The 13,579-nt window shown below is 75.1% G+C and carries 10 protein-coding genes; 6 read left to right on the plus strand and 4 right to left on the minus strand.

Annotated elements, in window-relative coordinates; translation table 11 throughout:
• The first annotated feature begins 167 nt into the window (after positions 1-167).
• The gene (locus IG74_RS0109880) at positions 168-863 is read left to right on the plus strand and encodes a DUF305 domain-containing protein (protein WP_030673004.1); all 696 of its coding nucleotides are present in this window, start codon (positions 168-170) and stop codon (positions 861-863) included.
• 95 nt (positions 864-958) lie between these two features.
• Here IG74_RS0109880 and IG74_RS0109885 read toward each other — a convergent pair whose 3' ends face one another.
• On the minus strand, positions 959-1,597 hold the full coding sequence (locus IG74_RS0109885; RefSeq protein ID WP_324607495.1) for a DUF6214 family protein: 639 nt from the start codon (positions 1,595-1,597) through the stop codon (positions 959-961).
• Positions 1,598-1,838: 241 nt separating this feature from the next.
• Between IG74_RS0109885 and IG74_RS0109890 the strand changes: the two genes are divergently transcribed.
• The gene (locus tag IG74_RS0109890; protein WP_051854737.1) at positions 1,839-3,281 is read left to right on the plus strand and encodes an FAD-dependent oxidoreductase; all 1,443 of its coding nucleotides are present in this window, start codon (positions 1,839-1,841) and stop codon (positions 3,279-3,281) included.
• Positions 3,282-3,326: 45 nt separating this feature from the next.
• Here the strand turns inward: IG74_RS0109890 and IG74_RS0109895 are convergent, their stop codons facing one another.
• Complete coding sequence (locus IG74_RS0109895) at positions 3,327-3,683, minus strand: ArsR/SmtB family transcription factor (RefSeq protein ID WP_030673013.1); 357 nt, start codon at positions 3,681-3,683, stop codon at positions 3,327-3,329.
• 206 nt (positions 3,684-3,889) lie between these two features.
• Here IG74_RS0109895 and IG74_RS0109900 point away from each other — a divergent pair, with 206 nt between their 5' ends.
• Positions 3,890-4,975 carry an NADH:flavin oxidoreductase/NADH oxidase gene (locus IG74_RS0109900; protein ID WP_030673016.1) on the plus strand — a complete coding sequence of 362 codons (1,086 nt, stop codon included), beginning with the start codon at positions 3,890-3,892 and terminating at the stop codon, positions 4,973-4,975.
• 81 nt (positions 4,976-5,056) lie between these two features.
• Here the strand turns inward: IG74_RS0109900 and IG74_RS0109905 are convergent, their stop codons facing one another.
• Both IG74_RS0109905 and IG74_RS0109910 read right to left on the minus strand, forming a co-directional pair.
• Positions 5,057-5,752 (minus strand): L,D-transpeptidase family protein, encoded by a 696-nt coding sequence (locus tag IG74_RS0109905; protein ID WP_030673019.1) that lies wholly within the window; start codon positions 5,750-5,752, stop codon positions 5,057-5,059.
• A 29-nt stretch (positions 5,753-5,781) separates the two neighbouring features.
• Positions 5,782-8,997 (minus strand): amidohydrolase family protein, encoded by a 3,216-nt coding sequence (locus IG74_RS0109910; protein ID WP_078868690.1) that lies wholly within the window; start codon positions 8,995-8,997, stop codon positions 5,782-5,784.
• Positions 8,998-9,178: 181 nt separating this feature from the next.
• Between IG74_RS0109910 and IG74_RS0109915 the strand changes: the two genes are divergently transcribed.
• From IG74_RS0109915 to IG74_RS0109925, 3 genes are all read left to right on the plus strand, one after another.
• Positions 9,179-10,033, plus strand: coding sequence for an aminoglycoside phosphotransferase family protein (locus IG74_RS0109915; RefSeq protein WP_030673025.1), 855 nt, complete (start codon positions 9,179-9,181; stop codon positions 10,031-10,033).
• A 230-nt stretch (positions 10,034-10,263) separates the two neighbouring features.
• Positions 10,264-10,461, plus strand: coding sequence for a hypothetical protein (locus IG74_RS0109920; protein WP_030673028.1), 198 nt, complete (start codon positions 10,264-10,266; stop codon positions 10,459-10,461).
• Positions 10,462-10,622: 161 nt separating this feature from the next.
• Positions 10,623-13,457 carry a helix-turn-helix transcriptional regulator gene (locus IG74_RS0109925; protein ID WP_051854738.1) on the plus strand — a complete coding sequence of 945 codons (2,835 nt, stop codon included), beginning with the start codon at positions 10,623-10,625 and terminating at the stop codon, positions 13,455-13,457.
• Positions 13,458-13,579 lie beyond the last annotated feature (122 nt).

Raw genomic sequence — 13,579 nt, forward strand, 5'->3', positions numbered from 1 at the left:
CCCTTGTGGCCGTTCGGGGGTGAACGGTGCACGGACACCCGCAGTATCGTGCTCCTCATGTACAAATCAACAGATGGAAACACGGTCGTAATGAACGCTTCCGATCACTGATGCTCATCGGCGTGCTAGGACGGACCCAACTGCCCCGTGCGTCCCAGGAGGTTGCCGTGCCCCACCGCCGTACGCCCGCCGCCCGTACGACCGTTGCCCGCGCCTCCGCCGTGACCGCGCTCGTCGCGGCCGCCGCCCTCGTCCTGAGCGCCTGCGACTCCGGCTCCGACGCGGACGCGAAGGCCAAGTCCGGTTCCTCACCCGGGCCTTCGGTGATCGCTCCGGGCAAGCCCGGGGAGACGGCCGCCACGCTCTCGGCCGAGGAGGCGGCGAAGCAGAGAACCGACGACGACAGCCCGAACTCGGCGGACTTCGACTACGTCGAGAAGATGATCCCGCACCACGCCCAGGCCCTGGAGATGACCCGTCTGGTGCCGAAGCGGGCGAAGTCGACGAAGGTGAAGCGGCTCGCCGACCGCATCACGGCCGCCCAGAAGCCGGAGATCGGCGCCATGGAGCGGTGGTTGAAGAGCCAGGGCAAGAAGGCGGCGAAGCGCGGGCACAACGCGCACCACGACCACGCGGGGATGCCGGGGATGGCCACGCCCGCACAGCTCAAGCAGTTGCGCGCGGCCGAGGGCGAGGCGTTCGACGAGCTGTTCCTGAAGCTGATGATCACGCATCACTCGGGGGCCGTCACCATGGCCACGGACGCGCTGTCGGAGGGCAACAACCTCCTGGTCGAGGAGATGGCCAACGACGTCGTGGCGCAGCAGACGGCCGAGATCAACCGGATGCGCGGGATGGGCTGAGGCCCGCCCGGCCCACTCGGCGCGCCCAGCCCTCTGCGCGCCCGGCCCACTCGGCGCGCCCGGGTCACTCGGCCCGCGCGGCCCGGCCGCCCTGCCTAGCGGCGGCGGTGACGCGGTGACAGATGGCCCGCGTCCCGCGCGCCCGCGATCAGGCGCAGGGACTTGCGGCGGCTGTGCCCCGTCGCGCACATCACCGCGAGCACCGGGTCCCGGCCCTCGTCGCGCGCCGTGCGGTACGCCTCGACGGCGGCCTGGCGCACGGTATCGCCCCGCTGCTCGGCGGGCCCGGCGCGGCGCGCGGCAGCCGCCGCCTCGTCCGCGAGCGCGCCGCGGCAGGAGGCTTCGGCCGGGCCGTACTGCTGGGCGACGCCCCGGCAGACGTCCGCCAGCGGGCCCTCGATGCGACCGGCGAGAGCGACCAGATCGGGCAGCGGCAGCGGCGGCTCCGCCCGCAGGTCCTCGATCGCGACGCGGCCCTCGCAGACGGCGGCGAGCACGTCGACGTGGGCGCCGTCGAGGTCGAGGCGGACGTGGAGCAGGGACGAGGGCTCACCGCCCGGCCTGCGGGCGTCGAGGCGGCCGTCGGTGCTGGTGATCAGCTGGAGCGTGTCGGCCGAAGGGTCCGCCGCCCACCGCGGCGCCTCGTCGTACGCCAGGGGGTCCAGGGGCTCCTGCGGGGCCGGAGGCCACTCCTCCAGCGGGTCCGCGCCGGGCCACCCGGGCCTCTCGGCCACCCGTGGGTAATGATCACTCTCGTCGAAAAATGAGCTTTCCAGCACAGCCGCACGGTAGCCCTACAGTCACACTCCGCCAGGGCGGCACGCACGCGGCGAACGGCAGGGCACCCTGTCAGCGGCACACGCGGACGCGTCCGGCGGCCGCCCGGCGGCGGCCGGGGGCGGCCTCCCGGCGGCGCGACCTCCCCCCTCAGCCTCCCCCTCGCCCTCCCCCTCCCCCTTTGCCCGCACCAGTGCGATGCTGAAGTCAGCCAGGCACCAGGGCGCCCCGGAGACACCTCGCGGAAGGAGTTCCGCCGTGCACGTCGCCGTCGTGGGATCGGGTCCGAGTGGGGTCTACACCGCGCAGAGCCTGGTCCAGCAGGACCGCGTGCCCGGTGTGCGGGTCGACGTGCTCGACCGGCTGCCGTGCCCGTACGGCCTGGTGCGCTACGGCGTGGCACCCGACCACGAGAAGATCAAGTCCCTGCAGAGGACCCTGCGCACGGTCCTGGAGCACGAGCGCGTGCGGTTCGTCGGCGGCGTGGAGATCGGCCCCGGCGCGGTGCCCCCGGCCCGGCTGCTCGACTGCTACCACGCGGTGGTGTACTGCGTGGGCGCCGCCACCGACCGCAGGCTCGGGGTGCCCGGCGAGGACCTGCCGGGAAGCCACTCGGCGACGGAGTTCGTGTCCTGGTACAGCGCCCACCCGGACGTGGCGGTGAACGGCTCGGGACCGCAGGACCGCTTCGTGCGGGACGTGTCGTCGGCCGTCGTCATCGGCGTCGGGAACGTCGCGGTGGACGTGGCACGGATGCTGGCGCGCGGCGCCGCGGAGCTGCTGCCCACCGACATGCCGCACGAGGCGCTCGACGTCCTCGCCGGGAGCCGGGTGCGCGAGGTCCACATGGTGGGCCGGCGCGGGCCGTCGCAGGCGCGCTTCACCACCAAGGAGCTGCGGGAGCTCGGCTCCCTTCCGGACACCGAAGTGCTCGTGGACCCCGACGAGTTGGCCCTCGATCCCGCCTACACCGACCCCGCGGGCCTGCCCGCGGCGAGCCGTCGCAACGTGGAGGTCCTGCGCGGCTGGGCCGAGCGGCCCGCGCGCGGTCTGCCGCGCCGGATCCGGCTGCGGTTCTTCCTGCGGCCGGTGGAGCTGACCGAGGCGGCGGGCCGGGTGGGCGGCGTGCGGTTCGAGCGGACGCTGCCGGACGGGCGCGGCGGTGTGACCGGCTCCGGCGCGTACGAGGAGATCGGGGCGCAGCTCGTCCTGCGGTCGGTCGGCTACCGCGGGGTGCCGATCGAGGGGCTGCCGTTCGACGCGTCCAGCGGCACGGTGCCGCACACGGCGGGGCGGGTGCTGCGCGACGGTGCCGTGGCGCGCGGCGAGTACGTCGCGGGCTGGATCAAGCGCGGGCCGACGGGAGTGATCGGCACGAACCGGCCGTGCGCCAAGGAGACGGCGCTCTCCCTGCTCGACGACGCGCCCGCCCTCGCGCGCCGGGCGGTCGCGGACGAGCCGCTCGCCGCGCTGCGGGCGGCGGGTACCGAGCCCGTGGAGTGGTCCGGATGGCTCGCGATCGAGCGGGCCGAGGCCGAGCAGGGGCGGCTGCTCGGGCGCGGCGGGCCGGTGAAGATCCCGGACTGGACCGGTCTGCGATCCGCTGCGAGCGGCGGGGCGGGCAGGGAGCCGCGGCCCTGATCGGCCTGCGGCCTCGTCCTCAAACGCCGGACGGGCTTCATCGCCTCAGCTCTCGTCCGCCAAGCGGTCCGCCTGGAGTGCCGCCGCGGCCAGGACGCTGTCGAGCAGGCCGGGGAACAGGGCGTCCAGGTCGGCGCGGCGCAGGGCGTTGAGCTTGGCGGTGCCGCGGTAGTTCTGCTGGATCACGCCCGCCTCGCGCAGCACGCGGAAGTGGTGCGTGGTGGTGGACTTGGTGACCGGCAGCTCGAAGTGCGAGCACGTGAGCCCGGCGTCGTCCCGGGCCAGTTCGCGGACGACGAGCAGGCGCAGCGGGTCGGAGAGGGCGTGCAGCACGCCTTCGAGGCGGATCTCGTCACGCGCCGGGTGCGCGAGCACACGCGAGCTCGGGGCTGCGATCGTCATGGCGGCTCCACTGGGGCGGGGCGTACGCGGCTGCGCGGCGCCGATGTGTGTACACGGTGCGTACGGGGCGTTTCCATTGTACGAGGGGCATCGTAGTTTGACATTCACCGTACTACGGTGCCTATCGTACGAACGGCAGGGGCGTCCGGAGCGGCCTGTGGCGCCCCCTGTCCCGTTCCACTCGCCGCCCCCGAAGGGAGCACGCCGTGAGCGCGCTGTTCGAGCCCTACACCCTGCGGAACCTGACCATCCCCAACCGCGTCTGGATGGCGCCGATGTGCCAGTACTCCGCCGAGGCCAGCGGCCCGAACGCGGGGGTCGCCACGGACTGGCACCTGGCCCACTACGCGGCGCGCGCCACCGGCGGCACCGGTCTGCTCCTCACCGAGGCCACCGCCGTCAGCGCCGAGGGCCGCATCAGCCCCTGGGACCTCGGCATCTGGAACGACACGCAGGTCGCGGCACTGCGCCGGATCACCGACTTCGTCAAGGGCCAGCACGCGGTGCCCGGCATCCAGCTCGCGCACGCGGGCCGCAAGGCGTCGACGGACGCCACTTGGCGCGGCGGCGCGCCCCTCGCCCCGGACGCGGGCGGCTGGCAGCCGGTCGCCCCGAGCGCGGTGGCCTTCGACGAGCGCCACCCCGTCCCGACCGAGCTGACGGAGGCCGACATCCGGAAGATCGTCGGCGAGTTCGCGGACGCGGCGCGGCGCGCCCTGGACGCGGGCTTCGACGTCGCCGAGATCCACGGCGCCCACGGCTATCTGATCGGCGAGTTCCTGTCCCCGCACAGCAACCGGCGCACCGACTCCTACGGCGGCGACTTCGCGGGCCGCACCCGCTTCGCCCTGGAGGTCGTCGACGCCGTGCGCGCGGTGTGGCCCGACGACAAGCCGCTGTTCTTCCGCGTCTCGGCCACGGACTGGCTGGAGGACGGCGCGCCGGGCTGGACCGCCGACGACACCGTCCGGCTCGCGCCGCTGCTCAAGGAGCACGGCGTGGACCTCCTCGACGTCTCCACCGGCGGCAACGCCGCGGGCGTGCGCATCCCCAGCGGGCCCAACTACCAGGTCCCCTTCGCCGCCCGGGTGAAGACGGAGACGGAGCTGCCCGTCGCGGCCGTGGGTCTGATCACCGAGGCCGCGCAGGCCGAGAAGATCCTCGCCAACGGCGAGGCCGACGCGATCCTGCTCGGCAGGGAGCTGCTGCGCAACCCGTCGTTCGCCCGGCAGGCCGCCCGTGAGCTGGGCGCCGACGTACACGTTCCGAACCAGTACCTGCGCTCCGTCTGAGCCCCTACCGCGGCGGGGCCACACGCGCGAGCGCCGCCGGGAGGATGCCCTCCCGGCGGCGCTCGGCGGCTCCCGGACCGATCAGGTGCCCGGCTTGCGGCCGTAGACGAACACGTCGTCGCCCTTGCGCAGCATGTTCCAGTACTTCACGGCGTCCTTCTTCGTCATGTTGACGCAGCCGTGCGAGCCCGGCGGGGACCAGACGCTGATGCCCACCGAGTGGAAGGCCTGGCCGCCGTCGAAGAACTGGCTGTACGGCATGGGCACGTGGTACAGGCTCGACACGTGGTCGATGTCCCGCCAGTAGACCTTCTTCAGGCCGGTGCGGGTCTCGTGGCCGTTGCGGCCGGTGCGCACGGGGACCGGCCCGTACTTGAGCTGCTTGCCGTCCTGGATCCAGCTGAGCTGGAGCGTCAGGTCGACGCAGGCGATGCGGCCCTTGTTGGTCGGGCACTTGCCCGCCTTGTTCGGGTTGTTGCCCACCGCCTTCTGCTTGTTCATCAGGTCCATCACGCCCCAGGTGACGGCGCCCGCGTACCCCGCGTTCGGGGTGATCTTGTGCTTGGTCTGGAAGGCCTTGATGGCCTTGCAGTCGGCGGCCGACTGCTTGCCGTCCACCGGACGGCCGAGGAACTTCTCGACCTGCTTCTGGTACGGCCCGGTCTGCGTCGAGCACGACGCGGCCTGTGCGGTGCCGGTCCCCATCGCGATCGCGAGCGGGGCCACCATTCCGGCGATCCCCAGTGCGACGGCCCCTCGTCTGCCTATCTCCCCCACAGCTGCGCGCTCCTTTTTCGTACTAATGGCTAATTCCCCCTGGTAGACAGCGCGCGGCCCAGGTTCGTTGTAGGGGGAATTGACACAGGTCTGTAACAGCGGCGGGCCGCCGACGCGAAGGCCCCCACCAGCTCCTGGGTCTCGTACGGCGTGCCGCCGCGCAGCACCCCGACCGTGCGCACCAGCGTGGCGAAGTCGGTGAACGGATCGCCGTCGACGATCGTCAGATCGGCGATCCGGCCCCGCTCGACGGTGCCGAGGTCCTTGTCGACGCCGAAGAGCCGGGCGGGCAGGACCGTCGCGGTGCGCAGCGCCTCGACCGGGGAGAGCCCGCCCCGGTGCAGGGCGCGCAGGCCCATGTGCAGGGCCAGGCCGACGGGCACGAGGGGCTGGTCCGTGCCGAGCGCCACGAGTCCGCCCGCGGCGAGGATCCGCCGGTAGACGTCGGTCTCCGTGCGCAGCGTGGCGAGCTGGGCGGCGGTCGGCGGCGTCGCGGCCGACTTGCGGACGCTCTCCACGTCCCACGGCGGCATCACGGCCGTGACCCGGGGGTCGTCGGCGAGCGAGGGATCGGCGCCGATCAGGGGCACGGACGTGAACGGCGTCGCGATGAGCGCGAAGCCCGCGCCGCGCGCGGTGTAGATCTCGGTGACGTCGTCGTAGGCGCGGCCCGACGCGGTGGTGGCGTGCCCGAACTCGGCCCGCTGGGTGGCCTGCAGATGGCTCGTCAGGTCCTGCCCGGTCTGGATGCCCGGCGACAGGAAGTGGCTGCCGCTGCGCACGCCGAGCCGCTCGTGGGCGAAGCGCGCCGCCTCCTCCATGATCCAGCCCGGCGCCCGTACGTACGTCTTGACGAAGTCCCAGTCGAGTTGCTCGGCCCGCTCCAGGGAGCGTCTGAGCCCCGCCCGGGTGCGGTGGGCGCGGCCCATGCTGTAGGCGACGCGGCTGCCGTCGAGGAGCTCTCCCGTGGTCAGCAGGCGCGGTCCGGCGAGCTGCCCGGTGGCCACCGCCTCGCGGATGCGGGCCTGTTCGTGGGCGAAGCCGCCCAGCGACACGGCGGTGGTGATGCCGTAGGTGAGCTGACCCACCGTCTGCCGTCCGCCGTACGTGCTCTGCCAGGGGTGGGTGTGCGTGTCCCACAGGCCCGGGAGCACGGTGCGGTCGGAGGCGTCGATCCTGCGCCCTGCCGTGCGGGCGGCCCGGTGCGGCGCGACCTCGGCGACGCGGCCCCGGCGCACGACGACGTCGACGTCCTCGCGCACGGTGGTCCCGGTGCCGTCCCACAGCCGTCCGGCGTGCACCACGGTGTCGGCGGGGGCAGGGCGGCGCTGGTCGAGCGGGACCCGGACGGTGCGGGCGCGGCCGCCGTCGACGCCGATCAGGCGCAGGCGGGTGCCCGACAGGTAGAGCAGGGTCGCGGAGTCGCCCGACCAGGTGGGGTGGTCGGCGGGTTCGGTGGTGAGGGTGCGGAGCCCGCCGCGCGGGGTGCCGTCGGCCGTCACGGGCAGCAGGCACAGGGCGGACTCGACGATCACGGCGAGCCAGCGCCCGTCCGGCGACCAGACGGGCCCGGAGTCGTAGCGGTCGGCGATGGAGGTGTGCGGCGCGACGGTGTGGAGCCGGGCGGTGCCGCTGGTGGTGTCGACGACGCGGACGAGGTTGTAGCCCTCGCGGAAGCGCAGGCTGAGGCGGTTGCGGTCGCAGAACGCGAGGTGGCGGCCGTCGGGCGACCAGCTGGGGCGGCCGGGAAGGCCGCCGCCGCCCAGCGGCTCCGCGAGCGCCCGCTCGGTGCCGGTGTCCAGGTCGCGGACGACGAGCCGCCCGGTCAGGTCGAGGCAGGCGAGCCGCTTGCCGTCGGGCGAGAGCGCCGGGTGCACCCGGCCGCCGGTGGCCAGGGTGGTCTCGGCGCCGCTGGCCAGGTCGTGCCGGTACACGCCGAGCAGTCCGTCGCGGTCGTCGGCGTACACCAGGGAGCGGCCGTCGCGGGCCCACGACGGGCCGAGCAGATAGCGGGTGGGCTCCGCCTTGCGCAGGCGGCGCGGCGCCTTGCCGCCCGAGGTGCCCGCGAGCCACAGCGAGTTCAGGGCCGCGAACGCGACGTGCCGGCCGTCCGGCGAGAGGGCGGGCAGGTGGATGCCCCGCACCGGGCGCACCCGGCCCTCGCCGAGGTCGTACTCCTTGACCCGGTAGCGGGGCCGGTCCACGGGCAGGACGCCCTCGAAGGGGATCGGCCGCGGTGTGCCGGGGGCGTCGGGGCGGACGAGGACGAAACGGCCGTCGACGGTGAGGAGCAGCTCGCCGTCCTTCGTCCAGCGGGGCGGCACGGGCGAGATGTCGCCGGGGACGCCGACGGGTTCGCCGTCGACGACGAGCGCGCAGGAGGCGTTCGGGGCCGGCGTGGTCCGCAGATAGGCGAGGCGGCGGCCGTCCGGGGCCGGGGCCGGGGTCATCACCTGGGCGTTCGCGGTCTCGGTGTGTTCGACGACGACGGGGCCCGTGCCCCGGGCGGGTACGGCGGCGACCGTGCGCGCTTCGAGGGTGACGCCCGTGGGGCCGGTGACGCCCTTGGCCCGGACGAAGAGGATGCGTGCGCCGTCCGGGGTCCACGCGGGGTCGAAGTCCTCCCAGCGGCCGTCCTGCAAGGGGCCTTCCTGCCCCGGGACGCCCGTGACCCGGTGCACCTCGCCGGTGCGCAGGTCGAGGACGTGGACGCGGTAGGCGCTGCCCGCCACCGGGTCGCCGCCCCGCTCGGAGGCGAAGGCGATCCTGGTGCCGTCGGGCGACCAGGCCGGGCCCCGGTCGTCCCACGGCCCTTCGGTCCGCCGGCGCAGGTCGGTGCCGTCGGCGCGCACGGTCCAGAGGTGGAAGCCACCGTCTCGGTAGGCGCAGAACGCGATGTGCTCGCCGTCCGGCGCGTACACCGGCCGGTTGGGTTCGAGGCCGGGCGGGGTGAGCGGCACGGCCTCGCCGCCGGTGCGCGGGGCGGACCACAGGACGTGCTGCACCTCGGCGATCAGCCGGTCACCCGCGGGTGAGAGCGTCGCCGAGCCGTTGGTGGCGCGGGTGAAGGAAAGGGACACGCCGGTGTCGGGGCGGGCCACGGCGGGCGCGGGGGCCGCGACACCCGCCGCACTCGTGGCCGCGACGCCCGCCGCGCCCGCGGCGACGAGCAGTTGACGGCGTGTCAGGGAGACCGGAAGGAGAGGGGAGGAAGACAACGAGTCAGTGTGACTGTCACGGTCCATGACACAGCACACTCGCGCACCGCGGGGACGCGGGCAACACCGCCTTCACGCGCCGTCACCCTCGTATCGGGGCACAGGAGTCACCCGGAGGGCGCACGCCTCGGGGTCCGGACTCCACGGTCGGCAAGCGCGCGGCGGTATTCGGTTCGCGCGGCGCGCCGCCCCTGCCATGATCGGCGGCATGCACCCCGGCGCCACCCCTCGTCAGCCCACCGCCGCCGACGTCCGCGGCCTCGTGCGCGAGGCGCTGCCGCACGCGCACGACCTGCCCGTCGCGCCCGTGGACGAAGGGGGCGAGCACTCCACCTGGTGGGTCGGCGACCGGTACGTGCTGCGGATCGCCCCGGACGAGGACGCGTCGGTCCGACAGCGGCGCGAGCTGGCCCTGCGGGACGCGCTGCGCCCCCTGTTGTCCGTGGACGTGCCCGCGAGCGCCGCGTCCGGCTCGTGGGCGCCGGGGCGCGCGTACACCGTCGACGTACGGCTGCCCGGCGTATCGGCGGAGCGCCGCGCGGTCGGCCCGGAGGGCGAGCGGGACCTGGCGCGGCTGCTCGGGGTGCTGCGCGCGGCCGCCGCTCCCCCGCTGCCCGCGTCGGCGCCGCGGGCCCTCGGCGCGCTCGGGGCGGCGGCCGGACGCGCCCTGGCCCGGCTCGCCGCCGACGGCGAGGTCCCCCGCGGCCTCGCGGTCGACGCCACGGCCGGCCCCGCGCCCGCCGCCTCCGTGGTCCTGCACAACGACCTCAAGGGCGAGCACCTGCTGGTGAGCTCAGCCGGCCGAGTGAGCGGCGTGCTCGACTGGGCGGACGCCGTCGTGGGCGACCCCGCCGAGGACATCGCCGGACTCGCCCTGTCGGTGGGGGCCGCGGCGGCCGCGCGGGTGGCGGCCGGGGCAGGACACGCGGCCGCCGTGGCCGAGCGCGGACTGCTCCTGGCCCGCTGCGACACCGCGATCCGGCTCGCCGACCGCCTGTACGGGGACGACGACAGCCCGGTGCCCCTGCTGCGGGCCCAGCTGGCGCGCGCCTGGGAGCGGTGAGCCCGGCCCGGCGCCCCCCCCGCCGCACACCACGCCCGCACGGCACGCCCGTACCGGACGCAACTCCCCTGCCGGCCTAGGGACTTCCCTAGGTGCCGCACCGAAGCGGGCGCCGCGCGGGGGCTCCTATCCTGGTCGCCCTTGCCATGCGTCACGGCTGTGCGCGCGTCACGTCCTTCCCCGTCGTCACGCGTCACGGCTCGCGCCCCGCAGCGGCCCCGGGAGGCGTTGTGCGCTACGTCATCGAGGTGTACCGGTCGCACGACGGGGTGTGCGGGAACGTCGTGTGCGAGAACCCCGAGAACTCCGAGCACACCGAGAGCCCGCCGCGGCCGTTCCACGGCTGGCTGGAACTGCTCTCGCTGCTCGAACCGCCGCTGCCCGAGGCCTTCGCCCTGGGGGACGTGACGCCCGACGACACGCCGTAGCCCACCGCCACGCCTGGCACACCGCATGGCCGCGGATCCGGGCATTTGGCTTGTGCACAAGGTGTGTTGGACACCATCGTGGGGTCCATGGCCATGCGTTCGGCACGGGTCGCCCACTCCCACAGGCCCCCCGTGGCCGCTGCCGGTGCCCGGGGGCGGCGATGACACCAGGGGACGCCGCGCACGAGCTCCGCCACCCCGCCGTACCCGACGACGCCTTCTGCGGGCGCGCGCCCGAACTGGCCGCACTGCGCGCCGACTTCGCGGCGGTCGTCGCGGGCACACCGCGCCTCGTGCTGCTCGAAGGCCCCGGCGGCATCGGCAAGACGGCTCTCGTGCGCCGGTTCCTCGACACGGTGGACGACGGCACGTGCGTGCTGCACGCGAGCGGCGAGGAGAACGAGAGCGCGCTGCCGTGCGGCGTCCTCGCCCAGCTCGTCGGGCAGAGCCCGCTGCCGGTGCCGGACACCCTGGCGGAACTCCTGGTGCGCACCCCGCAGTCGCTGCACGCCAACCTGCCGCCGCTGTCCGCCGGGTTCGGGCTCATCGACCTGCTCAGCGAGGTGCAGAGCAAGGGGCCCGTCGTCCTCGTCGTCGACGACGCGCACTGGGCCGACCCCGAATCGCTGAACGCGCTGACGTTCGCGCTGCGCCGGCTGCGGCACGACCGGGTCCTGGCCGTCGTCGCGCTGCGCGACCCGCACGTGCCCGAACTGCCCGAGGGGCTGCGCAGACTGCTCACCGACGCGCGCACGCGACGGCTCGCCCTCGACGGGCTCAGCCCGGACGAACTGGCCGCGCTCAGCGACCGGTTGGGCGTGGCCCGGCTTCCGCACTCGGCGTCCCTGCGGCTGCACACCCACACCCACGGCAACCCGCTGCACGCCCGCGCGCTCCTCGACCAGGTGCCGTCCGCCGTGCTGCTCGACGTCACGACACCGCTGCCCGCGCCGCGTTCGTACGCCATGCTGGTGCTCGCCAACCTCGCCGGGTGCGGGGCACAGGCCCAGCGGCTCGTGCAGGCGGTCAGCGTGCTCGGGCTCTCCTGCCGATTACAGGTCGCCGCGCGCCTCGCCAAGGTCGCGCAGCCACTGCCCGCCCTGGAGCGGGCCGTCCGGGCGGGGCTCCTGCGCGAGTCGCACGGCGGGGCCTCCGCGCCGGAGATCTCCTTCCCGCACCCGCTGGTGCACGCGGCCGTCTACCAGGACATCGGGCCCGCCCAGCGCGCGGCCCTGCACACCCGGGCCGCCGCCCTGGTCGCCGACGAGTACTCGAAGCTGCGCCACCGCGTGCTCGCCGCCACCGGGCCCGACGAGCAGCTCGCCGCCGCGCTCGCCGCCTGTGCGCGCCGCGAGGCGGCCACCGGCCAGTGGGCCGTCGCGGGCACCCATCTGCGGCACGCGTCGCGGGTGGCGACCGGCCCCCGGGAGCGGGACCGGCTCGCCGTCGAGGCCGTCGAGGCGCTGCTGCTCGACGGCCGCGTACAGGAGGCCGCCGAGCTGGCCGCGGGCCTGCCCGAGTCGTCGGAACCGGCGCTGCGCGGCTACGTCCGCGGCTATGTGGCCCGCGTCCAAGGGCGCACCCAGGCGGCGTGGACGCTGCTCGTCGACGCCTGGGAGCAGTGCGACCAGGAGCGCGAGCCCGCGCTCGCGGCGCGCGCCGCCGAGCAGTTGAGCTACGCCGCCGTGATGTGCGGGCAGGCCGCGGAGGCGGCGCAGTGGGCCGAGCGCGCCCAGCGGCTCTCCACCGCGCAGGGGCCGAGCCGGATGCTGCGCTTCAACCACCTCATCGCGCTCGGCCTCAGCGGCCGCGCCAAGGAGGGCATCGCGCTCGCCGCGGACCTGCCGGACCCGATGATCGTGCCGCTCAAGAGCATCGACCTGCTGCTGGCGCGGGGCGAGCTGCGGCTGTGGTCGGACGATCTGCACGGGGCCCGGCAGGACCTGCGCGGCGCCGTCGCCAACTGCCGGGCGACGACGGTCCCGTTGCGGCTGCTCTCCACCTCGGCGCTCGCCCAGACCCTGCACCGGCTCGGCGAGTGGGACGAGGCGCTGATCCACGCCGAGTCCGCGGCCTCCATCGCCGACGACGCCGACCAGTGGTGGCTGAAGCCGGTCACGCACGGCGTGGCCGCGCAGATCCTCGCCGCCCGCGGCGCCTTCGACCGGGCGGCGGAGCACCTGCGCACGGCGGGCGAGGGCCCCGGCGGCGCGGAGACCCCGGTGGCGTACGCGTACGGGGTGTGCGCCCAGGGGCACTGCGCGGACGCGCGCGGCGAACCCGAGGCCGTCGTGGCGGCGCTGCGCCCGCTGCTCGGCTTCGCCGAGCAGGACGGGGTCAACGAACCCGGCGTCGTGGACTGGCAGCCGCTGCTCGTCGACGCCCTCCTCCAGCTCGGGGAGCTCGACGAGGCGGAGGCGGTGCTCGGCCCCTACGAGGAGCTCGCGCGAGCGCGCGGACGGCACTCGGCGCTCGCCGCGGCCGCGCGGATCCGCGGCAATCTGCTGGCCGCCCGCCGCGAACCCCAGCGCGCCCAGGCCGCGTACGCCCGGGCGCAGGACCACGCCGCGCAGGCCCCGCTGCCCTTCGTGCGGGCCCGGGTGGCGCTCGACCACGGCGCGTTCCTGCGCCGCATCGGCCGCCGATCCCTGGCCATCGCCCAGCTGCAGGCGGCGCACACGGCCATGACCGGGCTCGGTGCGCTGCCCTACCAGGCCCGGTGTGTACGCGAACTCAGCGCCTGCGGCCGGGCGGCCCCGCCGCTGCCGGCCGACGAGCGGGCCCGCGACGGCGTCGGCGACGGCCTCGACGGGGCGCTCACCCCGCAGGAGCTCGCGGTGGCGCGGCTCGCCGCACAGGGCCTCACCAACCGTCAGATCGCCACGGCCCTCGCCCTGAGCGTCAAGACCATCGAGTACCACCTGGGGCACACCTACGCCAAGCTCGGCATCACCTCGCGCATCGGCCTGGTCCAGCGCCTCGGCACGGCGGGCTGACGGGCGCGGGGCGCTCCGGCCCGGGCGAGGGCACACCGGGGTAAACCCCGGCACGCTCCCGGAGGCGCGCGGCCGCCCGGGCCCGTACGTTCGTGCCGGACGGCAGGGCGTCGGCGGGACCC

It is taken from the genome of Streptomyces sp. NRRL B-1347 (assembly GCF_000720325.1).
GTDB lineage: Bacteria > Actinomycetota > Actinomycetes > Streptomycetales > Streptomycetaceae > Streptomyces.

What these genes read in the sequence shown, in the direction of transcription:
- IG74_RS0109895 (WP_030673013.1), bottom strand. Translation starts at nt 3,683, where the DNA reads ATGACGATCGCAGCCCCGAGCTCGCGTGTGCTCGCGCACCCGGCGCGT.
- IG74_RS0109890 (WP_051854737.1), top strand. Translation starts at nt 1,839, where the DNA reads ATGCTGAAGTCAGCCAGGCACCAGGGCGCCCCGGAGACACCTCGCGGA.
- IG74_RS0109925 (WP_051854738.1), top strand. Translation starts at nt 10,623, where the DNA reads ATGACACCAGGGGACGCCGCGCACGAGCTCCGCCACCCCGCCGTACCC.
- IG74_RS0109910 (WP_078868690.1), bottom strand. Translation starts at nt 8,997, where the DNA reads ATGGACCGTGACAGTCACACTGACTCGTTGTCTTCCTCCCCTCTCCTT.
- IG74_RS0109915 (WP_030673025.1), top strand. Translation starts at nt 9,179, where the DNA reads ATGCACCCCGGCGCCACCCCTCGTCAGCCCACCGCCGCCGACGTCCGC.